Source organism: Hymenobacter sp. DG01 (assembly GCF_006352025.1).
In the GTDB taxonomy this organism is placed as follows: Bacteria; Bacteroidota; Bacteroidia; order Cytophagales; family Hymenobacteraceae; genus Hymenobacter.
This window is the reverse complement of sequence record NZ_CP040937.1, coordinates 69,543-95,994: the sequence shown is the minus strand read 5'-3', so window position 1 is coordinate 95,994 and position 26,452 is coordinate 69,543. Positions and strand designations below refer to the sequence as shown.

Sequence of the window (26,452 nt, the reverse complement as noted above, 5' to 3'; positions counted from 1 at the left end):
CCCGCCGCCATCATGGTCGTGGGGGCCGTTGTGGCCGTGCTGCGCCCGCCGGGCGCGGCCATTCGCAGCGCCATTTTGCACTTCGCCGCCGGGGTGGTGTTTTCCGTGGTGGCCGTCGAGCTGCTGCCCGACATCGTGGCCCGTCACCGTCCGCTGGAGGTTGGCCTGGGCTTCGGGGCGGGGGTAGGGCTGATGCTGGCCTTGCGCTCCTGGACCCGCAAAGCGGCGGAAAAGGAGAAAGCCACGCCACTTCCCTACTTCGCCCCAGGCACCATGTGGGCCTCGCAAACCGAAAAAGCCGCGGACCAGCGCCGGGCGCCGCTGCCCATGGGCCTGCTCACGGGCGTGGCCATCGACATCCTCATCGACGGGCTGCTCTTGGGCATCGGCTTTGCGGCCGGGGCCGAGGAAGGCCTATTGCTGGCCATTGCCCTGACCATTGAGGTGCTGTCGCTGGGGCTGGCTACGGCCGTGGAGTTGCAGCAGGAAGGGCAGCCCAAAGCCCGGACCGTGGGCGTCGTGGCTGCTTTGTCGGGGCTGCTGGTCGTCGGGGCCGGGGTCGGTATCACTGTGCTGCAGGGCGCCTCCGACAACGTCATGGAACTGGTGCTCTCCTTCGGCCTGGCCGCGCTGCTGTTCCTGGTAACGGAAGAGCTGCTGACCGAGGCCCACGAGGAGCCGGAGTCGCCCTGGCTAACCTCCGCATTTTTCCTGGGTTTTCTGGTCTTTCTACTTCTGGGCATGCTCGTGTAGCCGGCCACATTTTCTGACCTACTATGGATTCGCACAAGCTTCTCATCGAACTCACCCTGGTGCCGGCCGGCCGGCACATTGCCTTTTCCAAAGAAATGCTGGAAAAGGTGCACGTCTACCGCCGGGTAGGAACAGAGGGAGACGCCTGGCAGCAAGTGGCTACGAATGCCCGCTCTCCCTTTATCGATACGGAATCCTTTCCGGCCGGCACCACCCTGGAGTACCACGTGCAGCACTTCAATCAGCAGGATGTTTACGAGGGGCACAGCAACATCGTGCGCACCACCCTCAGGTAGCTTCAACCCAAACAACCCGACCCAACAACGCGATGCGCTTCACCGACAAAATATGCCTCGTCACCGGCGGCGGCTCCGGCATCGGCCGGGCGGCCTGCCAGCAGCTGGCCGCTGAAGGCGGCACCGTCGTCGTCCTGGACCGCGACGAAACCACGGCCCAGCAGACCGTGGACCTGATTGAAAAAGGCGGCGGTCAGGCCCGGGCCATCCGGGTTGATTTGGGCCTGGTGGCCGAGATAGAAGCGGCCATGGGCACCGTAGTAGCCGCCTACGGCCGGGTGGATGTGCTGGTCAACAACGCGGCCATGATGACATTTAAGCCGATTACCGAGTTGGCGGTCGAAGAGTGGGACCTGGTCATGGCTGTCAATCTGCGGGCAGTTTTTCTGCTCAGCAAACTGTGCCTGCCCCACATGCGGGGCGGAGCCATCGTCAACATCAGCTCCGTGCATGCGCAGGAAACCACGGCCAACGTGATTCCCTACGCGGCCAGCAAAGGCGCGCTGGAGGCCTTCACCCGGGGCATGAGCCAGGAGTATCCGGCTGCCCGCGTGCGCACCAACTGCGTGGCCCCCGGAGCCGTGGACACGCCCATGCTGTGGAACAACCCGAACGTGAAAAGCGGCAAGGAGAAGGTAGAGGGCGAGGTTGGCCACCCCGCAGACATTGCCGGCGCCATCTGCTACCTGGCCTCGGCCGATGCCCACTACATCAACGGCACCACCCTGGTCGTGGACGGCGGCCGGCTCAGCATCTTGTAACCGCCTCCCCGCACACACTTTTCCATTTCCGCTTAAACTTATCCCCAAGCCCATGAGCGCCTTCATGTTTGCCACCGGCATCGAAAACAGCTACCCCACTATCAAACTGCCGGACGGCACGAGGCAGCGGGTGGACGAGCTGGAGAAAACCGGCCATTACGAGCGCTGGCGCGAAGACTTCGCCCTGGTCAAGGAAATGGGCATTGAGTTCCTGCGCTACGGCCCGCCCTACTACCGGGTGCATACCGGCCCCAGCCAGTATGACTGGGCCTTTACCGACGAGACCTTCGGCGCCCTGCGCGAGTTGGGCATCACGCCCCTGGTGGACTTGCTGCATTTCGGGCTGCCCGACTGGCTGGGCAACTTCCAGAACCCGGCCTTCCCGGAGCACTTCGCCGCCTACGCCGGGGCCTTTGCCGCCCGGTTCCCGGACCTGCAGTTCTACACGCCCATCAACGAAATCTTCGTCACCACCATGTTTTCGGCCCAGTACGGCTGGTGGAACGAGTGCCTGGCCAGCGACCAGGCCTTTGTGACGGCCCTCAAGCACGTGTGCCGGGCCAATGTGCTGGCCATGCAGGCCATCCTGGCCGTGCAGCCGGGAGCCACCTTCATTCAAAGCGAGTCGGCCGAGTACTTCCACCCCGAAACGCCCGCCGCGCGGCCCCTGGCCAACTTTCTCAATCAGAAGCGCTTCCTGAGCCTCGATTTAACCTACGGCTACCCCGTGAGCGTGGCCATGTACGAGTTCCTGCTCAAAAACGGCATGACGGATGCCGAGTACCACTGGTTTGACGACCAGAACATCAAGGCCAAGTGCATCATGGGTACGGACTACTACCGCACCAACGAGCGTATGGTGCGCGAGGACGGCAGCACCTACCCGGCCGGGGACGTGTTCGGCTACTACGTCATTGCCAAGCAGTACTACGACCGCTACCGCATGCCGCTGATGCACACCGAAACCAATTTGTGGGAACCCGACGCCGTGAACTGGCTCTGGCGGCAGTGGGCCAACGCCTACCGCCTCAAGCAGGACGGCATTCCCCTGGTGGGCTTCACCTGGTACTCGCTGCTCGACCAAGTGGACTGGGACACGGCCCTGCGCGAAAACAACGGCCGCGTTAACCCGCTGGGCCTCTACGACCTGGACCGCAAGATACGGCCCGTGGGCCGGGCCTACCAGCGCCTGATTGCTCAGTGGAAAGACGTACTCCGGGACGAGAGCTACGGCGTGCACATCAACTATTAGCCCCCTCTTGCCATGCCTGCTTTCTTAGCACCTTTGCGCCGGGTACGCATCCTGTTGCTGGGGGCCGGGGCCCTGCTGCTGGGCTTTTGCGGTCACCCCCGCAACGAGCAGCACGCGGAACCCGCGCGCCCGGCCGTGGCCCCGGCCGACTCGGGCCACGTAGACGCGCCCGTGGAGCACGCCACCGCCACCGGCATTCTGCAGCGGTTGCAGGAGAGCCTGGACGGCCTCTCGCTGAACGGCCGGGCCGACCATGACTTTGCCCACCTGGCGCTGGAATACACCCACGCCGGCCTGGATCTGGCCAACCTGACGGTAGAGCGGAGCGCTTCCGATTCCCTGCGGGCCCTGGCCCGGCGGGTGCGCCCCGGCCAGGAGCATCTGCTCCCCGAATTGGAAGCCATTGTTTCCCGCCAGCATCATCTTCACACCAATCACCGCCTGGATCCGGCCACGCCGTTTGCCCGCGCCACCGCATTGCTACGCCGCGATTTGGCGCACGCTTGCGCGGCACTTCCTGCTTCCAAGGCAGATTCTGCCGCTCAACTGGCGGCCGCATGGCGCGTGTACCAAACGAGCCTCACCCGTTTGGCACAGCTGCAATTGCGTTACGGGCAGGATTTCCGTCTACGAGAAATAGCCCGCTTGCTAAGCCCGCTGGCTGCCAGCCCTGGGCGGAGGCATCCCTAACATACCAAGTGGCCATTGTTTACTCGGACCTATGCCTGTTTTACGCCTGCTTTCCCCCCGGCACCTGCTGGCCCATCTGCGTCACCTCTCGGCCCGGCAGCGCCTGCTCGTAGCCGCCGGCCTGGGCGGCCTGAGCTGGCTGCTGCTGCTGCCGTTTTCCTTGCAGGCGGCCACGCGCCTGGTGGCCGCCTGGGACGTGTTTTGCTCCGGCATTCTGAGTTTGCTGTGGGCCGCCATGTACCGGGCCGACGCGGCCCATATCCGGCGCGTCGCCACCCGGCAGGATCCCGGCCGGACCTGGACCTTCGTGGCCGTGCTGGCCGGCAGCAGTGCCGCGCTGCTGGCCGTGGTGGTGCTGCTTTCGGGGCTGGCTTCCATGCGCGGGCCCGAAGTGAGCTACCATGTGGGGTTGTCCGCCGGGGCAGTGGTCGGGGCCTGGCTGCTGGTGCACACCGTGTTTGCTCTGCGCTACGCCCACGCCTACTTCAGCGAAAACCTCGCGACCGACCCACCGGATACGCTGGGGGGACTGGAGTTTCCCGGGGAGCCCCCCACCTCGTACTGGGACTTTGCCTACTTCGCCTGCATCGTGGGCATGACCGCCCAGACCGCCGACGTGGCCGTGTCCTCGGCCCGTCTGCGGCGGCTGGTGATGCTGCACGGCCTGTTGGCCTTTGCTTTCAATACCAGCATCGTGGCGCTGGCCATCAACCTGCTGGCCGGACTGCTCTGAGGCGGCGGGCCGTCCAGTTCTCCGGCCAGTGGCTTGCTCACGGCCTGATGATCCTTCGTTGTTTTACCCCGCTGTTACCGCATGTATATCCGTAAGCACATTCACTGGCGTGTTATCTGGGCCTATTCCTGGAAAGACGTGCTGATTTTTCTTGGCTACGATACCCTGCTGGCCGTATTGCACGGGCCGCTGCAGGTACGCTGGCTGGACATTCCCTGGCAGCTCATCAGCATCCTCGGCGTGGCCGTCTCCTTTTACGTGGGCTTCAAGAACAGCAGCTCCTATAATCGGTTTTCCGAGGCCCGCCAGCTGTGGGGCGGTATCGTGAACCGCAGCCGCAGCTGGGCGATGCTGGTACTGGGCAATACCGACCCATTGGGGCCGGCCCTGACGCCGGCGCAAGTGGCCGCACAGCAGCGGCTGATCTACCGGCACCTGGCCTGGGTGAATGCCCTGCGCCTGCACCTGCGCCGCCAGCCTGAGCGGTGGGAGGCGGAGGTGGCCCCTTTCCTGGGCCCGGACGAGTCCGTGTACTTGCGGGCAGTAGCCAATCGGCCGGCCCAGTTGTTACTGCGGCAGACCCATGACTTGCGCCAGGCAGCCGGTCTCTACACCGAGTTGCAGCAGCGCACCCTTACCGAAGACCTGCGGGAGCTCACCAATCTGCAGGGTGGCTGCGAGCGCATCAAAAACACACCGTTTCCCCGGCAGTATGCCTTTTCCAGCGCTGCGTTCGTCTGGCTCTTTATTGCCCTGCTGCCCCTAGGCTTGCTGGCCGAGTTCGAGAAGCTGGGCCACGGGCAGTACTGGATGACGATTCCGTTCTCGGTGCTGGTGTCCTGGGTGTTTGTGACCATGGAATTGGTGGGCCACATCAGTGAGGACCCGTTTGAGAATCGCATGAACGACGTGCCCATGACGGCGCTCTGCCGCACCATCGAGATTGACCTGCGCCAGATGCTGGGCGAGCAGCAGGTGCCCGCGCCCGTACAGCCCGTGGAGGATGTACTGCTGTAACCTGACTGGCCGCCTACCCTGCGGGGCGGGGTGGCGGCGGGCCGCAGGTGGACCCTTGTTGAGCGCGGCCTGGCTAAGCGCGGCTCTGCTGCAGCCCTCCCCCGCCGCCGCCCAAGTGCCCCGATCAAAGAACGAGGACGTCCCCAGTCTGGCCGACTCCAGTCGTCACGCCGCTCGGTTGCCGGTGCTGGCCGGCAGCGTGGCGGTGGTCTATCCCGCGGGGCTGTACCTGCTGGGGCGTAGCTGGTACACCGGGGAGCGGGTTCCGCTGCATTGGTTTAACGACTGGCCCGAATGGAAGCAGCTAGACAAAGCCGGCCACTTCTGGACCGCGTTTCACGAAAGCCGCGCCGCGGTTGACCTGCTGGGCTGGGCCGGGGTGGCCGAGCGCCGCTCCCGCTGGTACGGGAGCTTTGTAGGATTTCTGCTGCAAAGCCCGATTGAGCTGCTGGACGGCCGCTCTCCCGCCTACGGCGCCTCGCCCGGCGACCTGGCGGCCAACCTGGCCGGATCGGTGGGCCTGCTGACCCAGCAGCTGGCCTGGGGCCAGGTGCGGCTGATGCCCAAGGTATCGTTTCACCGCAGCCCCTACGCCGCGCAGCGCCCCGACGTGCTGGGGCGTACCCTGCCCGAGCGCTTGCTCAAGGACTACAACGGCCAAACCTACTGGGTGTGTGCCGACGTGGGCGCGTGGCTGCCGGCCGGCAGCCGCTGGCCACGCTGGCTCCAGCCGGCAGTCGGCTATGGGGCCGACCAATTGCTCTACAACGACCCGGCCCGCAACCAGGCGGCCGGACTGCGCGCCTACCGCCAGTACTACCTGTCGGTGGACGTGGACCTGCGTCGGGTGCCCACACGCTCCCAGGTGCTACGGCGCGTGTTCTACGTAGCCAGCCTCGTGCACCTGCCCGCCCCGGCGTTAGAATGGAACGCCCGGCGGGGCTGGCATGGCCATGGCCTCTATTACTAACGCTGTCCGGGCGGCTTCGCGCCCTTTCCGGGTGTTCTCCTACCTCCGGTTTCCCTCCTTATTTACTGGCCGGGGCGCTGCTCATTTTTAGCTCGTATGGCATGAAGACGTATCTGCCCTTTAATCGGTTCATCGGCCTGGCCGGTCTGGCAGCCGCACTGTTGCTGCCCGGCTGTGGCAATCTGGGCTCGCATAGCCTGACCCTCCGCTTGCAGGTTGCCTTCGACAGCACGGCCATCCGGATCCATAACCCCACCCGCGCAACGTACTACCACGCGCAAGTGGAAGTAAATGATGCCTTTGCGGCCGCATTAGGCACCCTTGCCCCGGGCGCCCACCGGCGGCTTTCCTTGGACAGCCTGCGCACCGACCAGGGCCAAGGGTTGTCAAGGGAAGTGCAGCTGGAGCGGCTTACGCTCTACGCCCAGGACAGCGTCGGCAACTATGATGCGCTTATCCTGGATCCCGTTCCTGCCGGCCGATGAAGTCCGGCGTAGGAGTCAGCGTTTTATACCGGGGCAGAACGCCAGAAACTCGTAGCGGTCCAGCAGCACCGCGCGGCAGGGCAGCTACGAGTAAGCGGCCCGCCACGGCCAAACGACCTGTGGCTTTGCGGGGTTCGTGCTCAGCCCCAGCGACGGCAGCTCGTTGCAGACGGCGTCTTTGCTGCTGTGCGCCAGGGGAACTACGCCCGCTCTCATTATGGTTAGGCGGGTATGTGTGCGCATCATACCCCGACTCGAAAACTGCTCCGACTAGGCCTCTACGCGGCGGTCGGCGCCTGGATCCTCTACTCCCAAGCCGGCGGTTTCTAGCCCGGCGCATGGGGCCGTTTTTGGGAATGCGCTACGCAGGAACCGGGTGCACAACGCACCTAGCATAGGCCAACGGTGCCGCTACCTTGTGTATCTTCCGGGGTTGTCCCCTGCACTGTATGCTCCCTGTTCGTCTTTGCTGGCCCGCTGTCGGCGTGGCCGTCTGCCTGCTGACGCCAGCGCCCGTCGCGGGGCAGGTGCTGCATTCCCCTGTTGTGCCTGATTCCGTGGGCCGGCGCCTGGAGGTAGAGCCCCGGCCGTCGCCGCTCCGGCGCGCGGCGCAGTGGGCCGGGCGGCCGGCCACCTGGCGCGTGCTGGTACCAGGGCTGTTGGTGGGGGTCGGCCGCCCGGCCCACCACACGCTGGAGCTCAAGACCGATTGGGCGGTGCGCGAGGAACTCGGTGAGCACGTGCCGGCCGTGCGCACCACCCTGGACGACCAGTTGCGCCACGTGCCGGCCGCCGCGGCCCTGGGGCTCAGCCTGGCCGGCGTGCGGGGCGAGCACAGCACGGTGAACCAGGCGTTGCTGTTTGCCCTGACCTACACCATCAACAATACGCTCACCAGCAACCTCAAGCGCCTGACGCGGGTAGAGCGTCCCTACGGCGGCGGCGATTACAGCTCGTTCCCGAGTCAGCACGCCAGCGCGGCGTATTCGGCCGCCTGGCTGTTGGACCGCGAGTACGGGACGCGCAGCGGCTGGTACCGCGTAGGCGGCTACACCGTGGCCACCAGCGTCGCGGCCCTGCGCCTAATCAACGGCAAGCACTGGCTGTCGGACGTCGTCGCGGGGGCGGGGGTAGGCCTGGCGTCTACAGAGCTGGCGTACTGGGTGTATCCAACGGTCCAACGCCTGCTGCTGCGGGGCTTGCAGGACCGGGCGGGGTGGTGCCTTTCTACCAGGGTGGGGTCACCGGGCTGCTTGCCGTGGTGCGGCTGTAGAATGAAAGGCAGGTACTGTACGCTTAGCGGGAATTTTTGTTCTTGTGCTAGTGCTTCCTAATACACCTTCGGATTAAGTAAACGTAGACTTCGTCCTGTCCGTTTTAGCTAGACCATCTCGCTTTTACTGACATTCTCATTGCCTTATTGTTAAATGGCGGCCTGTCTACCTGAAAGTTATCAGGTGCCAAGCGTTCAAAGTATTGTAGAATACAGGAACACTCCAGCCGCGTTTGTGGCGAAAGTCTCGAGCAAAGTCATAGTGTTTAACATATACCTCAATGCCTGAGTCAGTCACTTTCAGCACTACGAAGCCTGCTTGATTGTTCGTGATTCTAACTTTAGGATAGCTCGTATACGCTAGGTGCTTGCTGCTGGCATTACCCAAAAGCGTAAGTCTGGGCTTTAATGTTTTTAGAAAATCATAGTTCCGCCCAGAATCTCGGCCGTGATGCGGGGCAAAGAGGACATCCACGTTGCTTACTTCAGTCTGATAAGTGGTAAGAATGTAGTCCCAAGCTGCATCGTGCGTGTCGCCAGCGAACAGAATTTTCCAATGCCCTCCCCCTGCTTTAGGAGGGGTGAATAGCAGCACGTAAGAAGACTCATTATAATCCTTCTTGTCGTTCGCTTCTTTAACCAACGCTGCGGTTGGACACAGTATTTTAACGTTATCCTGGTTCCAAAAATCGGCTTGGTGATTGGCTAGCAGGGATAAGCGACGTGTGGCCGAATATCGGCCATGACGTACTTCTTGATAAAATTTCCAGTCTTCCTTGTTGTAGCCTCCGCCAAAGCCGTTCTCGTCACAATATTTATCATTGTCTGTGTCCCACGTATTAGGAATTGAGAACTCCTGGTACAAATCCCGGATACCATCCAAATGGTCCATATCTGGGTGAGTCACGATGAAGCGCCAAATCTGCTTAACACCTAACCCTTTTATATAATCAACGGGGTTATCGGGGCTCAGCTTCTGATAGTAGTTGGTTTTTCCGGATGGGACAGAAGTTCGAGTACGCCGTTCCTCTCTTTCTTTCGAGGCTTTTACTGCTTTTTCTTCTGGTGTATCCACCAGATTATAAGCATTGCTGACATCAATTACTGTAGTTCGACCTGAGTTGTGCTGTATTATATTACAATCGCCCTCAAGCACGTTAAGAAAATGGATAATCTCCATGAAAGGAAAGGGAAGTGAGCTTTGTTTTAAGAAAAAGGTTATTTCAAGTTTTACTAAAGTAGTCTTTTGCTTAGGATGGTAACATTGCACGCTAAGCCCCCCATTCTCTATACAAATACAGTGTATTGCTTGGCTAGCGTTTGACCATCCTTGGTGATGACTCTATACCGGGCTTCGCCAAGGGTTGTCAAATCATATTGCGCGGAGGGGCGCGGAATGATTTCAATTTCGTCCATAATAATACATTTACCCTGGCTGCGTTCCATCAAGTCTCGAAGCAAGCGGTAATTAGGCATCGTAGTTCGCCAACGGGATGAGATACGTCGTAGATCCAGGGGGACCATGACCGCCAAATCCGGGTTGTTCAGTAACTGAATGCCTTTGTCCAATGGAGTGCCGTTGAAGCTTAGATGGTGTGAGACCTTGTAAAAAACGGTACGGCTCAGTAAGTCCGTCACGAAATGTTTAGGATTGGGGCCTGTGCCATTCCATTTCTCAATCAGGTGCCAGCTCTCCCAGTTGGCGTACTCAGCATCACCGGGCAACAGCAGTACGGGGCCACCTGTTCCGATCTCAATGGCCAAGGCCAAACTGGTGTTGTTGATGTGAGAGTCCAGTCGAATGGCCAATGAACCAGCCGTGTATAGCCATTCCTGCTCAATATCCCGCCACTTATTGTCGAAGGCCGCGTAACGGTCAAACAAGTCTCGGGCCTGGCTCAAGTACACTGCGCTCTCGGCGGGTGAGTGATCGAGTTCCGATTGGACGAGTCCCTGAGCCCCCACAGCATACTTATCCGAGAATGGTAGGTCGCCTGGAGAGATATCTCCATCAATAGTAAGAAAGCTGTTCATCGCCAGAATACCTTCCCCTGGAGTGGTGTGGCGAGGGTGCGTATCGCGGCCCTCTTTGCCATCGGCAAAAATATGCGCCTTGTCTAGTGGCGGGCCCAATACATGAAACCGGACGCCAGGCACCTGGGGCATGGGAAGCGAAGCTCCGGGCAGTAGGTAGCGGGTACGCACTTGCTTGTTTTTCAGCAGTTGCTTGATTTTTCGCATCCCGGCCAGGCCCCCCGCAGCAGGCAGCGCTTCGTCTAAATTCACGGCTCCGAGCGTGTCCATCCCATCAAGAAAAGCATCTAGAGCCAACAGTGCCTGCTCATTGGCTTTCAGATTGGTTTGCTCGGCGTGAATGGCACCTCTGTTCGTATGCAGCTGGGTGATGGCATTTCGGAGACCCAGGCGCATTTTTTGTCTTTTCTGGAGCAGGTCTTGGGCCCGTCCTTGTGGGTCATCAGGATCCTCAGTCCACGCAAACCAAGCCTCCCCAATTTCAAGTTGCTCAAACTCCTCTAGGCACTTGTCAAACCCATTGACATGGTCTTGGTGTTCGTGAGTAATGACCAGCAAGTCCAGCTTGCCTTCGACGTAGTCAACTAGGTTTTCGATGTAGGGTAAAAAGTCGGCCCGCGTGCCCATACAACTTCCGCAGTCAATCAGCATGGTGAATTGCAATTCCTCCTGCGCAAAGAATTTGAGCACGAAGCAATCGCCTGTACCCAGACAGTACATGCGCACGTCAACCCGGGTAGTGGGCACGGCTGGCGACATGGATGCCCCTTCTAGAGCAGTAGTGTTTCTATTATGTTCCATGCCGACGGCTAGTGTTGGTGCAAGAAGGCAAACGGCTCGCTCAGGTGCTGCACTTGCTGGCCGAAGTACTGGGTATAGGCATTGTGGTGGTGGTGCTGCCCTTGGCGCGTATAGCGGTACTGCCGCTCAGCCCGGGTTGTGTCGAGCACGGCTATTTCACCTCCCGATTGCTCCCACACCTGCATGTTGAGCAAAGGCCGGTTCACCACGTACTTTAGACTGAGCGTGTCCAGATCCAGAATAAGCGTGCAGCCCCCGCGGAACTCCATCCGCTGCTCCGTGTCGCCCGGATTGGTGCGGATGCCTTCTTTCAAATTGTAATGTCCTACCACTTTACCCTCTCTAAATACAACGCCGCTACGCTGCACCAGGCAAAAAACAACATGGTTAATTTGTAAACCATCTGGTCCGGATCGGCTGACTAGCCGCAGGTTTTGAACTTGAAAAGAGGGGCGTGACGAATAGGTAGTTTGGTGGACGACAGCTGCGTGAAGCGAGTCAGCCAACACAAAGGCTATTCCGGTAAAGCTGGTAAACTCCTTAGAAGTGGCAAATTGCTCACTGATATACTGGTGAATCCCCTCCGTTTCTCCCGTCTCTTCCTTCCGCAGCTTACCAATAAAATTTCGGGTGAAGGCATCTATCTTAGCCCGGTCGTTTTCGTACTTGATTCCTATCGCGTATTCCCGCAGTCGTCCGATGAGTTTCGTCAACACCTTCTGAGAAGCTGAATCTGAATTGTACTCCGCAATAGTTCCTATTCCGGGTAAACGCAGGCTTTCCACGCTCAGCGTCTTGATGCCCTGCGGATAAATGCCCCGTCGACGGAAAGCATCAATAAAAGCCAGCCTGTATTCATACCGGTCGTCCCGTACGGAGTCAACGTCAGCCGTGATGATGGCTCGCAGGTAATCACCGAAAGTGATGTCTACGGGCGGACAATAATCAAGTGCCCGGATGCACATGCCCAGCACATGATTCGCAGCCTTAGCCGCTTCATCCGCTAGGCGGTTGACCAAATCCGGATGCAGTTCGCCCTGGGCTAAGATGCCGCTGCCGCCCGAGGCGATGCGCAACAGGTCCGCGATCCGCACCTTATAAATCGAGGTAAAGGCTTCAAAAACTGCTGCTACCAGGATGCTGCCGCGGGCATGCGGCTCGGTTTGCTGCCGATATTCGTCACTGTTAGGCTCCAAAGGCCGCCACTGCTGGGTATTGGGGTCCTGGCGTCCAATGGCGTCGCGCAAGCTGCCGTAGCCGCCGATAGCCGTACCAAACTGTTGTGCCAATTCACCCAGTAAGTTCTGCGCGGATAAATCACCCCTCGTGCGAGCAATCTGGTGTTTGAGCACCTCCGGAAAAGTAAAGTGCTGAAACAGGGCTACGATGTCCGCGAAAGCTTCGTGAAAAGCTAGCACATCGGGGTTGGTTGGCTCGTTGTAATGCGTGTAGATGCCGTCGAGAATGGCGTGCGTCACCTCGTGGGCGATGATGTCATGGCTCAGACAGGTAAAAACCAGTGAATCGGGCATTTGCTGGGTATCATCCGCAGGGGTGGAGGAAAAGTACCCGAAAAGAATAGCCTTCTTTAAAGGACTGTAGTACGCATTGGCATCTCGCATCGCGTGCGGGTAAATGCGCAGTTGCGCCACATACTCTTCGTACCCGGGGCCATCAAGCGTGCGCCGCGGGGACCACTGAATTTTACGGCCAAGAGCCTTTTCAAAATTTTTAATTGTTGTCATGGCCACCGCGTACACCATTTGCTGGTGAAACTGCGGATTGCTTTCGCTGGGCTCTAACCCGTGTTGAGCGAGCAAGTTCCGGTCGTTTAGATCGACCGGTAAATAGAACCGTCGCACGGTAGGATCGTAGTCCAATACCTCCAGGTACTCACCCACCGGTCCCGGTGTCACAGATTCCCAATCCACCTGATAGGTAAGTCGGTTTATGGCCACTGTGTCCAAGCGCAGAGACAACGAAGGATCGAAGCTGTACGCCCGTAAACTTCGGTGCCCAGGTTCCGCGATGCGCGGGCGATGTTGGATTGGTAAAGACATTGATTAAAAGCTGTTTATATGGCCATTGCCAAGCGCTATTCGAAGTGATTGGAGTGTGCTGGCAGTAATATTCTCAGGGCGCCAAGCGCCAAAGTGGCCAACTGGCACCCAGCTGCAATGAAAAGGTAATATGCAGCTTTGCACAATAATTTTAACTAATCTTCACTTGCAGCTTGCTACACGCCTTTTCCAAGTTTGCTGGCTCCAATCTTACATCTCATGTCAAAACGCCTAATTGTCCTTTGTGACGGCACCTGGAATCGGGCCGAAAACATGGATAACCGCAAGCGCAAACCTACCAACGTGATGAAGATGGTGCGGTCAATCAAACCGCTAACCGCTGATAACACCGTGCAAGTAACCTATTACGACGAGGGCGTGGGCAATCATTGGGGACTGGACCGGTTTCTTGGGGGCGGCTTAGGGCTGGGATTATCTAAAAACGTCGTTGAAGCGTACCGGTTTTTGCTCTACAACTATGAGCCCGGGGATGCGATATTTCTGTTCGGCTTTAGCCGGGGGGCTTACACGGTCCGTAGCTTGGCCGGATTGATTCAGCACATTGGTTTGCTACCCAAGCAGGAGGACTTCTATGTGCCGGAAGCGTACGGTCTGTATCGGCAGCGGCCCACCAAAGGGGACCCACAGGAAGCGTGGCAACACCAAATTGCTGCGTTTAGAACAAGGCACCATGCCCAACCCATTCCTATCCATTTTGTTGGCGTGTGGGATACTGTAGGAGCCCTGGGCCTGCCGTTGAACCTGTTCAATCTTTTCAATCGTCGGCGTTATATGTTCCACGATTCCAGCCTCAGCCCCTGCATCCAGCACGCCTACCAAGCGTTGGCAGTGGATGAGCAGCGAAAAACGTTTCGACCAACGCTGTGGGAACATGTAACAACCTCACAGGTATTGGAGCAACGCTGGTTCGCTGGCGTACATACCAACGTAGGAGGTGGCTATGAGAAAGATGGGTTAGCTAATATTCCTTTGCATTGGCTTAAAGAAAAAGCTACCGCTTTGGGCCTAGAGGTCGACGAAGCTTTTTTGGCGTATTACAAGCCGTGGTATGGTGACCAACTGCGCAATTCCATGACGTGGCTCTACCGGCTGCTGGGCACGCACGTGCGTGAAATCGGTGTCGGTCAGGGCAGCAATGAAACAATTGATGAGAGTGTACTGCAGCGAATAAGAGCCCTACCCGATTACAAGCCCGTCAACGTAGCAGCTGCCTTGGAAAGGCTAACGGTTAGTGCTTCATAACCTGCGCCAGTGTAGGGAATACCTCTCAATCCAGCATTCCATTTTGCTCACAACATCCGGCTAGTGGGCCCACGCTTTTTAGGAACGATATGTTTCAGTTCGATAATCTAGACCAGAAAACCAGAGACTACATGCTGCTCGAAGTAGAGGCTGCCATCAAAACCAGCCAACTCTACATTAGCATGCGGTTCACCGAAGAGGGAAAGGCTCTTTACCCAAAACTTCTGCGCCAAGCAGTGATAGATGGGAATGAAGAAACACTGGCCACAGCACTGCAACAGCATAATTGCTTTCAGACGCACGAGAAGCATGGAATCGTATTACGGAAAGTACCGGCGAATGCACCGCTGATTTTTGCGGAAGGAGAATTCAACGCCTTTTATATGCGTGGCATTTGCCACCGGGCCATTGGGGAAGGAAACGCAGTAGAAGTATATCGAGCCAAATCCTCTATGGTACCACGAAGGTCCTCCAAGTTGATCGAAGGAAATCTGGAAGATCCTCGAAGACTGCTCCTCTACCTGAAAAATAGCATAGATGGCAGCCAAAGGGGCAGCCAACTGCCGGCGGGCTCTAATTCTGGCCTAACGCTTCGCCTAACAAACAAGCCACTAATGAAGTAATCGTGCCTTGACCGGGTCAAGCGGGTAGTCCATAACCTGTGAGGAGTTTCCGCTACGCGTTTCAGTAGACAAAAGGCAGGATGGCAGAGGGCGTGGCAATAAGCAAGAAAACTGGTAAGGGGCTTGTAAGGTCAGCAAACTCTTGCTGGAAGCGTTGCACCGTGGCCGCATCGGTTGGGCTCATGCACTCAGGCCCAACTGGATGAGTATGCCACTCGCCAATGTAGCCGAGTTGCCCGCCACTGGCCTGGTTGATCTTGTTTACCGTTTCCGGCAGATTCTGTACGCCGCGAAAGAAGCACACGGAGTTGGCTCGGCTGTCGGGTGGCGCTGGCACCACCCCTACTACGTGGATGGTTTTGGTTTTAAAATTAGCCCTTCCAATAAATACGCCGCCCGTTTCGTGAGGGGCTGCAAGCGCCAACTCTTGTTTAATAGTTTGCAGCACCGCTGCCGTCATGCGCACCTGCCAACTCGCGTCGTTCACCGCGTTGAACACATGCATGGGCTCTACTACCAAGCGCTCGGTGGAAATACTGGGGTAGCCGTCTTCGATGGCGACGCGGCTAAGAAACACTTGGCCGTGAACGGGCCGCTCCCTAACTACCGCGTCTTGCTTGAGCACTTCGGCGAAATAGGCTGCGTGGGTCGAGATGGTTTCATCGGCTAGGACTGTGGTTTCGGAGTTACAGCCTATCCCTACGCTTAACAGCGGACCGTCGGTTTGAGCTAAAGCCACTTCCCGCGCCAGCCATGCGGCCACTGCGGGACGGTGGGCATATTCGGCGTAAAGCATAGTTTGCAAGTCATCCAATCGCGGATTGCGGTTGGCCCCCTCCAAGGATAGAATGCCGAGCTGCCCCTGGTCCGAAATAAGCCCTCGGCTTATTACTGTCTGAGCAAGTATTGGACTAGCCAAAAGGGTATGGAAAAAGGCTTCCGATGCAGTGAAGTCAAATACTCGTTGGATAGTAACAGGCACATTCCCCACGACGGGCGCTAACACGAAATCAGCTGAACGGGCAAGGGCAATCAGACCCAAACCGGTTTCATATCTATACATTTCCCGAATGACTTGCTCTAAAGCAAGTGCTTTGTTCAGGCCCTCATGCTGGGCAAATAAAGTGTGGCGAACTAGGTTATGAGGGGAGAGCTTGTCGGGATCCAGTAGCACAAAATCGGTAATGCCACCACGAGCAAAATGCATCACCACTTTCGAACCTAAGGCCCCGCAACCTGCCACCCAGATCGAGCCAACAGGTACGACCGCCGCCCCAGAGACCACCTGGGCCTTCTGCAGGGTTAAGGGCTCATTGTGCACCTGAAAGCTTACAGGCAGATCGTTTATAATGCGACCTGTAGTTGGATCCTTGTCGGTGTCTTGCAGCGTGAGGTAAAAGTTGACAAACTCCAGATTTGCTGTAAATCCAATGAGTGGTTTGGGCCTTTTCAGGGCACATAGCACGGGTACTTCTGGGAAGAAATTGATGTCGTGCACGGCTAAGTGCCGTTCCAAGGGACCAAAGTCAATGCCAAATGATTGACCAAAGGCCAGTAATTTTTGCCAACTGCGGGGCAAATCCACGCAGTAATCGGAATAGGTGGTGTCTGCAGGTGACCACACCACGTAACCGGCGTGGTAGCGGCGGGCCTGTAAGGAATTGGCGGCCACTGCCCGCATGCCGCGCAGAAACTCTTCTACGATTTCCTCTATATTTTCAGGCGTGACCAACCTGTCAAGCCTAAAAGCGGGAGAAGTCCCGACTGGGGCTGTATTCTCAAACAGAGCTACGGAAAAATTGGCCACTCCAGACGCTGGCCTAGTTAACACAACCTGGGCCAGATGGTCGTAGGGATAAATAACGGAGCCCTGGTACCCTTCCAACCGAAGCGGATCAAACTGCTGCCCGTCAACAGCCAGCTCGCCAGTAACCGCGTCGCGTAGCCAGTTTTGGGTGCGGGTTACGACGTCGGGGAGCCGGCGGTTAGCATACCATTCCGTGAAGTCGCCACGCACCAGACAAAATGCTGGCGGTTTACCCGGCACTGCCACGTACAAATGAGCAAGTTGGTCTTTAGGGAAATCAAGTCGGTCAGCATATACCACCGGCGTCGCAGTGGGGTAACCGGTGCGGCTAAGCACTAGCAGCACCGGTTCCTGGGCCCGAATGTCAATCCCTGCGTAGTTGCCCCGGGGAGGTAATTCAACCGCTACGGTTAAGGCCAGGCCAATATGGTCGTTATCCCAAGCCAGCGGTTTCAGTACAGCCACGCCTAAGTGACTTGCCAACTCACGCAACGAGGCTTCCAGCCGGGGATTCGTGATGGGACGCTTGTCACGGCGCAAGAAATGGCTAAATAGCTTCCGCGCCATAGCCTGATGGTTTATGCAACGCCCCCAGCGCCCCCGTACCTGCTACCGTAGCGGTGCTTTCTACCAGTTTAGCGGGCACCGGCCCTTGGGAAGTTACCTCAAACACAATGGGCTGGGGAGTATTGCCCTTTTTCTTGTGTGTATCCGTGTTGAGGAAATTGGCTTTGCCCACTTTCTTGATGTATTCCAGCTTGGCCTCGTAGTGCGGTGGGTTGCTAGAATCATCCAGCACTTCTTTGCTGGACGCGATTACGCGTGCCCCAGTTCGGGCATAATCTAGTACGGCTAAAGGTTCGGCCTTTGGGGTAGGATTGTCGGCTTGAGGCCGGTCATTGAAGTAAGACCACGAGCAATGGTGAGGCGCAAGAAATAGATCCCAATCCAGGGCCTTATGCGTTACATCATTTTTGTGTCGGGTAGTTTTGTCCAGGATAACGCACCAAGCCCAGTGGTCGGAATCGCCGCCGAATAGTGCTAAGCAAGCAAAATCAGTGTCCGTTGCGCGCTGTTTAAACCGAGCCTGGAACACAATGCTGGCAAAGTTTTTATCCTTTTCTTCGTCGTATAACTGCTCTTTAAAGGGTGCATGCAAAAATACTGAGAATAGAGTTTGTTCCTTCTGGTTAAACCGGGTAACTATATTACCTGGCGTTTGGCGCAAGTGGTTCAGGTCCTTGAAGCTGCCGCGCCCATCGTAGCCTATGATGACCACTCGATTGCCGGGCTCGTCCCGGTTCGCAGCTTTGTCGCGGTGGAGCTTGACGCGCCGCATGGCCTCGGCTTCGAATACGTCCTCGTCTGGGTTGGTGCTTACTTCCTCAACCATTGGCGAAAACCAAATTTCATCGATAAGAATGCGACCAGCTTCACGATCGTCGGCGCTATAGGTAGCTGGGTCACCTTGGAAGAAGTTCTTTGCGAAACCCCGGCAGTGATCTTGGTCACCGTGGGTGAGCACGAACACATCGACAAAAGGATTGTTCGCTGTATTACGCTTGAGCGAGGCCAGCAAGTCCTGTTTTACATCAAACTTGGTATCGTCCGTGTCACCCGAAGCTGATTCACGGATGTTGCAGTCGACGAGCATCGTGGTACCGTCAACAAGAGTAACCAGCGAACAATCGCCGTTGCCGACGGGGTAGTATTTTATGGTAGCGTTTGCCATAACTAGAAAAAATATGAACAGTGAAAAAAATCCTATGCCTCCACATGAGTTGGTGGATTAGCCAGGGCATTTAAGTAATGCAGGTATTGACTTGGCTTATTCGGGGGCTGGCTCGGGAGCCGAACCGCCACTGGTGTTGCGTAAGTTCAAACTGACCTCGTTGCGCAGCTGTATGTTGTTATGCTGGAAGTTGTTAAGCGTTAGGCTGCGGGTGACGGAACTATACACGTCGTGGCGCTGCAGGGGATCGCGGATGGTCACAATGAGGCAGAACTCCTGGGAGAGCACCTCGCCGTCGGCCGCGGCCGCCGCTTCCGCCGCGTGCGAAAACAGGCCCTTGAGCTCGAGGTACCACTTCTTGGGCGCCGTCAGCCCGCGTACCCGGTGCGCCTCGGTCATTTCCTGCAGGTTGATGGCGTATTTCTTAATCGGGTGGTACTTGCCCAAGTCGTCGCGCAGTTGCCGCTCGGCCGTGAACGGGTGGTCGATGTAGCGCTGGAACTTGGCGGCGTAGTTGCTGGAGAGCAGCAGATTGTAGGGATTAAGCTTGCCGATGGGGTTGGAGACGGTACGCTTGGTCGTGTCGCGCAGGCGAATCCGGTCGTAGGTGCCGAAAGACACGTCAATGTTGGACTGGCAGTACTCGGCGCCCTGGTTGCCGTCCAGGCGCGGGTCGGTGACCAAGGTGACCGTAACCTCCCCGTAGAACTGGCCCTCGTCGTTGAGTAAGACGTCGGGAAATGGAAAGTCGAGGATCTCAATGTAGCCCCCGCGCACGATGTTGTCCTGCAGGATCAGCGTGCTTTCGTGGGGCGAATTGAAGATGATGTCGTCCACGGAGCCCGGCAAGCCGAAGCCCAATTCGCGCAACCGGTCGCTCGGACTCAGGCTCAGGCCCGGGTGGTATTTAGCCGAGTGAATGGCCAGGGCTTTCAGCAGCAGGGGGTTGAAGTCGCCGGCCACGCGGTGCGAGAGGCCGGCCATCAGCGCTGACACCCGGGGGGTGGAAAAACTCGTGCCGGCTTGCTGCACCACGCCCCCGGTGAGGGAAAAGGAGTTGACGCCGGTCAGTTTCATGCGCCCGCCGGCCGTGACGCCACCATTCCCCCCGTAGTGCACCAGCTCGGGCTTGATGAGCTTGTTAGGACCAAATCCCGAGCGCGAGAAGGGCGAGGCGTGGCCTTCGGCCGCCAGGTCGTCCGGCCCCTGGCTGTGCGCTACACTGCCCACCACTAAGGAGCGCACGGAATCGGCCGAAACAGGAATGCGTCGCTTGGGGGCAGCTGAAACGAAGTTGGTGCAGTTGCCCGCCGATTTGCAGATCAGGGCCCCCGTGCGCTGCTGCAGCTCGTCGAGCGACTTGCCGAAGTCCGAGAAGTCCCGGGCGCTGCATTCCATCGTGCCCCCGCCGGACAGGCTCCACAGCAGCACGTCGGGGTGGGCCAGCACCGCGTTCTGAATGTTTTCCAGCAACTCATCCTCATCAATTTCCAGCCCCGGCCGCGGAAACACGGTGGCATCGAGCAGCTTGAATTCCCCCACCCCCACCCAGCTGCGCTGCTCCAGCTCGTCGCCGTAGAGCAGCACACCGGCTACGAAGGTGCCGTGGGAACGGTCCACTTCCGGTTCGTTGTAGGCCGAGTAACGCCGCGAATCCAGCCACGGGGCCAAGTGGGGAATGGGGGCGATGCCAGAATCCAGTACGCCTACGGTCAGGTAATCCTGTCCCGGCACCGGGGTTTTTACCGGCAGTTCCAGGCCACTGCTCAGCTCGTCGAGCGTGATGCGGTAAGCCGGCATGGGGTCGATCGAATACAGCGCCTCAAACTCTTGCACCGTCACGAGGGTATCGGGCCGGACATGCTCCAGCTTGAAAACGGTCAACCCGGAAGTGTAGCGGGTTTTACGGTAGGCAACCTGGCCCTCGCGCAGGGTTTGCTCAAAGGCACTTTCCACCTGGGCATTCATTTGCCGATCCTGATAATTCACCAGCTTGACTTTTAACGGCGTGGAGGTATCCTGGGGTAAATCAATGCGCGGCTGAAATGGTCGAATCTCGTCAATGGCGGATAAACCGATGGAGAAAGCCAGCGGGCGCTCCAGGTTATGGTCGATGAAGGCCACGTGCTCCGGCGAGTCCACTTTTACCAGGAAGTCCAGGTCTTCGGACAGCCCGATGAAGTTGTATTCTTCCTTGCGGTTGAAGAGTTTACCTACCTCGCCCCGGTGTGACTTGGCCATGGCATCTTCCCGCACTGTTACCTGTACCACGGCCGGAATAAAGCTGCGCTCCGGCCGCCGCGCAGCAATAGATTGGGCCGTAGCGCCCAATGATTGCCGAAACTCGGTGGCCCGGGCTTCCAGTATGTCTTCGGGCAATAGCCAGCTGGGTTGGGGGCCGCCGCCCCCAGCTTCGGTTTTGCGCTCGTCCTGGGTGCCGCGCTTGCTGAACAGCTTAATGGGAAGATTCTTGGGTTCCATACCTAGCCTTTCGGATTAAAGTAGTTGCGCACCTGGCGTAGAGAAATGTCGAGTAACTCCGCAATAGCGGCCTGTGATACCCCATGGGCACTCAAAAAGCCGAGCAGGGCTTCCTGAGAGGCTGCTTCATGGTGCTTGTAGTAGTAGAATTGCAGCAGCAGGTGTTCGTACTCCAGCTTTGGCTTTTTGGCCAGCACGTTCTGAGCAATGGCATTCTGACAGATGGACTTGATGTCGGCCGGGCTGTTGCCCTGTAGCAGTTCGGCCAGGGCCTCCCCTTTTTTGCTGTCCAGGTCAAATCCCAACTCCACGGACTTCAGAAATAGCTGTAGCAGACGCTGAATGTCGGTCGGCTGGGGCAGGGACACGTCGATGATGCTGTTAAACCGGCGCCAAATGGCCTTATCCAGCAATTCCTGATGGTTGGTGGCCGCGATCAGGATGTTGGATTCCACAAACTCATCAATGTTTTGCAGCAAGCTGTTGACCACCCGCTTCAGTTCCCCGAGCTCGTGCTGGTCGTCCCGGGCCTTGGCGATGGCATCAAACTCATCCAAAAACAGGATGCAGGGCTGGCGACTGGCGAATTCGAAAATTTTGCGGATGTTCTTGGCCGTGTTACCCAGCAGCGAGGAAACCAGCGAGTCGAGCCGAGCCACCACCAGCGGGAGGTGCATTTGCTGAGCGATGTAATGGGCAATGGTGGTCTTGCCGCCGCCGGGGGGGCCGTAGAGTAAGAGAGAAGCCTGCGGAGCTACGCCCGCGGCCTGGAGTTCAGAACGATGCTGCAATCGATTCACAAAGCCGTCGAGCTTATGGCGCAGGTTATCAGAAAGAATAACTGGCAGCTCCAACCCTGGCTGGGGCATCACCAGGTCAGCAATATTCATGCGGGTCTCCTGATCAACCGGAGCAGTCAAAAGCTGGTCGAGGTACACGGGCTGGGCCTGCTTGCTGTGCAATGCGCGCAAGATGCGGTCAGCCGCTTTCGTGTCACCGGCTTTGCGGAGGTTTTCGGCTAGCAGCGTGGCGTAACTAAGCACCTTCTGCGAATCCTTGTTGAGGCCGCCTTCAATGATTTTTATGATTTCTGTGAACATGAGTGCTTTATACGTACTCAAATATACGAAAATCGTTTCTGAAATATTGAAAATCGTTTCTAAAAATATAAAATATGTTTCTGGCAACACCCCATGCTATGAACGGAGGCCCATGGTAGCCTGCTCCTAGTGTTGCCCGTATTGCTCGGGGCATTGCCACCTTCGACAACCCGTTGCCTGACCGGCTGGCAAACGAAGAGCACTGTTTGCAGGCCTATCTATCGAGCAACGGTGAATTATACCCCATCCGTGAGAGGAGTGCAGTGCTTAATCACCGCCTTTCCTGTTCGTGTATACTTCTCAGTTTGGCCGAATGATTTTTTTAAACCGCCACGCTGCCTCGAGGCAGTTCAGGACCTGGAAATTATGCAAGTAAATCGGCCACACGATGCACGGGCGAAGTGCGTAAGCTCACCTAGTCATTCCCACCGAATAGCCGACTCTGTGTTGCCGTTCTTGCCTGGAGGGGATAGCAGCAATCTGTTCACGACCTGGGTATTTTAAGCCCGGTAAGGACATAGGCATCGTAGCAAGCAGGGTAACGACATTGGATGCCCCGCTCAAAACGGATGATTCCAACTTCAACTATGCTGCTTCGATGGTGCCGAGCCACGAGGCCGCCCGCAGGATGGTTGCTCGGGATAAGCCTGTTTACTCGTCCCCAACACGTTTCCTAGCTTCTCTTGCCTGTTTTCAGCTTCATTCGCTATAGCGCCGCCGGCCTGATGTTGGCGCTTGCTGGTTGCCGGTCATCCGCTCTGCCCCCCAAGTTTGCGGCTACTGCCGGGTACCACTCCCCGCGGCCGGTACAGCACTGCGACACGGCGAACTCCCTCCTAGCTCCTGAGCTCCCCTCTGCGCCGCAGAAGCGGGTACAGCCTGAAGTCCAGCCTGCGACCACAAACACTTCGGCCCACCCTTCTTCGAAAAAAAGGGGGCAGCCGAATCGGCTGGGTAGCTTTCAGCCCAAGCCAACGATTAGGGACACGGTAAGTGGCACCACTCAGCCCTTGGTTTCGCGCAGGCCCCGGCAGTACGCCTCCCCCAAGTTCTTCAGCGTCCAAACGTTGGTGCATTATGGGCTGCACTTTCTTTTTCCGGCTGTGTTGGCGCTTGTTTTCTTTCCCGCGGTGTGGCAAACCGCCTACCTGATCATGCTTGCCACCATGATCATGGACCTGGACCACCTGCTGGCCAAGCCTATCTTCGACCCCTTGCGCTGCAGCATCGGGTATCACCCGCTCCACTCTTTTTATGCCATCCCGGTGTATACGCTGCTGCTCCTGCTACCAGTCACGCGGATTGCCGCCGTAGGCCTGCTGTTCCACCTGTTCACGGATACGGTGGATTGCTTGTGGATCTTCAGCCACTGCCGCGCGTGCTACCTCAACTCCCGTATCTATGCCTTGCGCAGCTGGGTAAAGCGGCTCCTAGCCCGTGAGAAGGGTAAGTGAATAGGCAGAAAGGAGCCTGTTGCATTCCCAAAAGTCTTCTGAAGGCTTGATCCGCGCCCTGCCCTTCTTTGTGGCAACGACCATGATGATAGCTTGGGGCCTCATGCCGGCCGCTTTCGTAGCGTTAGGCGTCGGCTTTGGCTTTCGTTAATGAGAAGTACCGGGCGGGCGGCTGCGTCCCCACTACTGTACTGGCGAGGCTTGTAGGCAGAGGATGCGACGCAGTCGCGCTTTCCCCCGGCCATACGCACGGATCTGGTGCTGCCGTTTGCCTAAGCTACCCATTCATCCGGGCCATGTAGCGCGCCCCGCAGTGCCCGAGGCCTTCCCGGGCGAAAGATTACCCCTCATGGCTGGAAATTATGTAAGTAACCAGGGTGATTAGTGTTATTTATAATCTTTCTAAACAAATATACCTTTGTGCCACTATTCCACCTGAAGTCTCCTAATGAGCTGTTCTTTTTACCCGACCATGGCTGGCCTACTGACCAGCTTTGCTTTTTCTATTATTTCCCAGCCCGGGTTGGCCCAGCGGCTGCCGGCGCCCGACACTACGCATCACCAGAAGCTGAGCGAGGTCACCGTTACCGGCACGGCTCCCCATTTCGCCGCTCCCGTTGAGGGCACCACGCTCACGGCCGGCCGCCGCAACGAGCTTATCAGGCCGCGCGACGTGAATGCCAACCTGGCTCAGAACAATGTGCGGCAGGTGCTGGCCCGCGTTCCCGGCCTGATGGTGTGGGAAAACGACGGATCCGGTCAGCAAATCAACATTGCTACCCGGGGCCTGAGCCCTAATCGTAGCTGGGAGTTCAACACCCGGCAGAACGGCTACGACATGAGCGCCGACGCCTTTGGCTACCCCGAGGCCTATTACAATCCGCCGATGGAAGCGGTAGAGCGCATTCAGCTGCTGCGCGGCGGGGCCGGCCTGCAGTTTGGACCCCAGTTTGGTGGTCTGCTCAACTACGAGCTCAAACGTGGTCCCCAGGATAAAAAGGTGGAGGTGGAAACCAGCAATACAGCTGGCTCCAACGGCCTGTTCAACTCCTACAACGCCGTAGGCGGCACGGTAGGCAAAGTGAACTACTATGCGTATTACCGCCACCGACAGGGTGACGGCTGGCGTCCCTCCAATCAGTTCACCGTCGACGATGTGCATGCCAACGTACACGTAGCCTTGACCAAGCGTTTGACGCTGGGGGCGGAAGTCAGCTATTTGACCGATAAGCTCCAGCAGCCGGGCGGCCTGACCGATGCGCAGTTTGCTCAGGATAGCCGCCAAAGTACCCGCGCCCGCAACTGGCTGAGCACTCCCTGGCTGATTCCGGCGCTGACGCTGGACTACCAGGCCGGCGAGCGGACCCGCCTGAGCGTGAAAACCTTTGGCCTGGTGGCCTCCCGCAACAGCGTAGGCTTCGTGGCTGGTCTACCCGCGCCCGACACGGTAAACCGCCGCACCCGGCAGTTCGCCGCCCGCCAGGTGGACCGCGACGACTACCGCAACCTTGGCGCCGAGCTGCGGCTGACGCAGGAGGTCCGTTTCCTGGGCCGCACCCACACGCTGGCCTCGGGCCTGCGGGCCTACCGCGCCACCACCTCCCGTCGCCAGCGTGGTACGGGCACCACCGGGTCGGATTTTGACCTGACATTAACCGGTAACGGGCGCTTCACCAACGAATTTGATTTCACGACTACTAATGCCGCAGCGTTTGCCGAGTTACTGCTCCGCGCCGGTGCGCGGCTGAGCGTTACCCCTGGGCTGCGCTATGATTACCTGCGCAATACCGGCAGCGGCTACTTGGGCCGGGCGGCCGATGGGACGGAAAACCGCCTTGCGGACCAGGCCAGCCGCCGCAACGTGCTGCTCTACGGTCTGGGCACCGAATTCCAGCTGTCGCCCACGACCAATCTGTACGCCAACTATTCCCGCGCCTTCCGTCCCGTGCTGTTCGGTGATTTGGTGCCACCGGCTACCTCGGATGTCATCGACCCCGACCTGCAGGATGCCCGCGGCTATACGGCGGAGGTGGGCTACCGCGGCAGCTTCCGGACCTGGCTGCGTTTCGACGTAGGCTACTTCTTTCTCAACTACGAGGACCGTATCGGTATCATCCGTCGCCCCGTACCCGGTGGCACGACTGGCCAGACCCAGCAGTTTCGAACCAACCTGGGCCGTACCCAGACTCACGGCCTGGAAGCCTATGCCGAGTTGGACCTACTTCACTCGCTGACCAGCAACGTCAACCTGCCCCACCTGGATCTGTTCGCCGCGCTCAGCCTGCTGGACGCCCGCTACGGGAACCTGCCCGTGACCACGCTCACGGGCACCGGCACCAGCACCCAAATCGTGGAAACCAACCTGAAGGGCAACTACGTGGAGAATGCCCCGCGTCAGACCCTGCGCACGGGCCTGACTTTCGCCCACAAGGGCTTGTCCGTTACCGGGCAGTTCAGCCACGTCGCCAAAGTGTATGCGGATGCCAGCAACACGGAAACTGCCCCGGCTACTGCCCAGACCGGCGTCATCCCGGCTTATCAGGTCACCGACCTTTCCGCCACCTGGAAGCTGGGCCGCGACAGCCGCTACCGGCTGAGTGGGGGCGTGAATAACGTGTTCGACGCGCGCTACTTTACCCGGCGCTCGGGTGGCTACCCTGGCCCCGGCATCCTGCCCGCCGACGGCCGCACCTGGTTTGCGGGGCTGAGCCTCACGCTTTAAACAGCGTTCTACCAATTCCCGCAAAAGGGGGTGCTCTGTTGAGCACCCCCTTTTCTGCATAGGTCGGAGCCGTGGATAGTCGGCAGCCCGATATAATTGACCTTGGTTAAAAGTTTGGTCCACAAGTCGCATGTAAACACCGACC

General features: G+C 58.3%; 21 protein-coding genes. 14 read left to right on the top strand and 7 right to left on the bottom strand.

Going from position 1 to position 26,452, the window contains the following annotated elements; genetic code table 11:
- Window positions 1–12: 12 nt before the first annotated feature.
- From FGZ14_RS20635 to FGZ14_RS20590, 10 genes are all read left to right on the top strand, one after another.
- Window positions 13–753 (top strand): ZIP family metal transporter, encoded by a 741-nt coding sequence (locus FGZ14_RS20635; protein WP_135533000.1) that lies wholly within the window; start codon window positions 13–15, stop codon window positions 751–753.
- 23 nt (window positions 754–776) lie between these two features.
- A complete protein-coding gene (locus FGZ14_RS20630) occupies window positions 777–1,049 on the top strand; it encodes a hypothetical protein (protein ID WP_044019263.1) in 273 nt (90 codons plus the stop codon).
- 32 nt (window positions 1,050–1,081) lie between these two features.
- Entirely contained in the window at window positions 1,082–1,810 is a 729-nt protein-coding gene (locus FGZ14_RS20625) for an SDR family NAD(P)-dependent oxidoreductase (protein WP_044019261.1), read from the top strand.
- Between the two features lie 52 nt (window positions 1,811–1,862).
- Complete coding sequence (locus tag FGZ14_RS20620) at window positions 1,863–3,062, top strand: family 1 glycosylhydrolase (RefSeq protein WP_044019260.1); 1,200 nt, start codon at window positions 1,863–1,865, stop codon at window positions 3,060–3,062.
- Between the two features lie 12 nt (window positions 3,063–3,074).
- Window positions 3,075–3,752 carry a hypothetical protein gene (locus tag FGZ14_RS20615; protein ID WP_135436990.1) on the top strand — a complete coding sequence of 226 codons (678 nt, stop codon included), beginning with the start codon at window positions 3,075–3,077 and terminating at the stop codon, window positions 3,750–3,752.
- 31 nt (window positions 3,753–3,783) lie between these two features.
- Window positions 3,784–4,485 carry a DUF1345 domain-containing protein gene (locus tag FGZ14_RS20610; protein WP_052381929.1) on the top strand — a complete coding sequence of 234 codons (702 nt, stop codon included), beginning with the start codon at window positions 3,784–3,786 and terminating at the stop codon, window positions 4,483–4,485.
- 81 nt (window positions 4,486–4,566) lie between these two features.
- Window positions 4,567–5,502: a bestrophin family protein gene (locus tag FGZ14_RS20605; protein WP_044019258.1), complete on the top strand. Its 936-nt coding sequence runs from the start codon at window positions 4,567–4,569 to the stop codon at window positions 5,500–5,502.
- A gap of 115 nt (window positions 5,503–5,617) precedes the next feature.
- Window positions 5,618–6,472: a DUF2279 domain-containing protein gene (locus FGZ14_RS20600; RefSeq protein WP_044019319.1), complete on the top strand. Its 855-nt coding sequence runs from the start codon at window positions 5,618–5,620 to the stop codon at window positions 6,470–6,472.
- A 101-nt stretch (window positions 6,473–6,573) separates the two neighbouring features.
- Window positions 6,574–6,957: a hypothetical protein gene (locus FGZ14_RS20595; protein ID WP_044019257.1), complete on the top strand. Its 384-nt coding sequence runs from the start codon at window positions 6,574–6,576 to the stop codon at window positions 6,955–6,957.
- Between the two features lie 545 nt (window positions 6,958–7,502).
- Window positions 7,503–8,291, top strand: a complete 789-nt coding sequence (locus FGZ14_RS20590; RefSeq protein WP_139926219.1) for a phosphatase PAP2 family protein — start codon at window positions 7,503–7,505, stop codon at window positions 8,289–8,291.
- Between the two features lie 105 nt (window positions 8,292–8,396).
- Here FGZ14_RS20590 and FGZ14_RS20585 read toward each other — a convergent pair whose 3' ends face one another.
- From FGZ14_RS20585 to FGZ14_RS20575, 3 genes are all read right to left on the bottom strand, one after another.
- Window positions 8,397–9,410 (bottom strand): ComEC/Rec2 family competence protein, encoded by a 1,014-nt coding sequence (locus tag FGZ14_RS20585; RefSeq protein WP_052381927.1) that lies wholly within the window; start codon window positions 9,408–9,410, stop codon window positions 8,397–8,399.
- A 107-nt stretch (window positions 9,411–9,517) separates the two neighbouring features.
- Window positions 9,518–11,023 carry a hypothetical protein gene (locus FGZ14_RS20580; protein WP_044019256.1) on the bottom strand — a complete coding sequence of 502 codons (1,506 nt, stop codon included), beginning with the start codon at window positions 11,021–11,023 and terminating at the stop codon, window positions 9,518–9,520.
- Window positions 11,024–11,073: 50 nt separating this feature from the next.
- Window positions 11,074–12,945, bottom strand: a complete 1,872-nt coding sequence (locus FGZ14_RS20575; RefSeq protein ID WP_125433358.1) for a hypothetical protein — start codon at window positions 12,943–12,945, stop codon at window positions 11,074–11,076.
- Between the two features lie 399 nt (window positions 12,946–13,344).
- Here FGZ14_RS20575 and FGZ14_RS20570 point away from each other — a divergent pair, with 399 nt between their 5' ends.
- Window positions 13,345–14,388 carry a DUF2235 domain-containing protein gene (locus tag FGZ14_RS20570; protein WP_044019255.1) on the top strand — a complete coding sequence of 348 codons (1,044 nt, stop codon included), beginning with the start codon at window positions 13,345–13,347 and terminating at the stop codon, window positions 14,386–14,388.
- A gap of 89 nt (window positions 14,389–14,477) precedes the next feature.
- Entirely contained in the window at window positions 14,478–15,011 is a 534-nt protein-coding gene (locus FGZ14_RS20565) for a hypothetical protein (RefSeq protein ID WP_044019254.1), read from the top strand.
- Between the two features lie 61 nt (window positions 15,012–15,072).
- Here the strand turns inward: FGZ14_RS20565 and FGZ14_RS20560 are convergent, their stop codons facing one another.
- The 4 genes from FGZ14_RS20560 to FGZ14_RS20545 form a co-directional block, all read right to left on the bottom strand.
- Entirely contained in the window at window positions 15,073–17,385 is a 2,313-nt protein-coding gene (locus FGZ14_RS20560; protein WP_044019253.1) for a ThiF family adenylyltransferase, read from the bottom strand.
- Complete coding sequence (locus tag FGZ14_RS20555) at window positions 17,366–18,550, bottom strand: hypothetical protein (protein ID WP_052381925.1); 1,185 nt, start codon at window positions 18,548–18,550, stop codon at window positions 17,366–17,368. Before FGZ14_RS20555 ends, FGZ14_RS20560 begins: the two co-directional genes overlap by 20 nt.
- A gap of 96 nt (window positions 18,551–18,646) precedes the next feature.
- Window positions 18,647–21,031, bottom strand: coding sequence for a S8 family peptidase (locus FGZ14_RS20550; protein WP_044019252.1), 2,385 nt, complete (start codon window positions 21,029–21,031; stop codon window positions 18,647–18,649).
- A gap of 2 nt (window positions 21,032–21,033) precedes the next feature.
- Window positions 21,034–22,131 carry an AAA family ATPase gene (locus tag FGZ14_RS20545; protein WP_044019251.1) on the bottom strand — a complete coding sequence of 366 codons (1,098 nt, stop codon included), beginning with the start codon at window positions 22,129–22,131 and terminating at the stop codon, window positions 21,034–21,036.
- 725 nt (window positions 22,132–22,856) lie between these two features.
- On the opposite strand from FGZ14_RS20545, the gene FGZ14_RS22280 reads away from it, so the two are divergent.
- Complete coding sequence (locus tag FGZ14_RS22280; protein ID WP_219601202.1) at window positions 22,857–23,585, top strand: DUF6122 family protein; 729 nt, start codon at window positions 22,857–22,859, stop codon at window positions 23,583–23,585.
- Between the two features lie 472 nt (window positions 23,586–24,057).
- On the top strand, window positions 24,058–26,307 hold the full coding sequence (locus FGZ14_RS20535; protein ID WP_180754656.1) for a TonB-dependent receptor domain-containing protein: 2,250 nt from the start codon (window positions 24,058–24,060) through the stop codon (window positions 26,305–26,307).
- The last annotated feature ends 145 nt before the right edge of the window (window positions 26,308–26,452 follow it).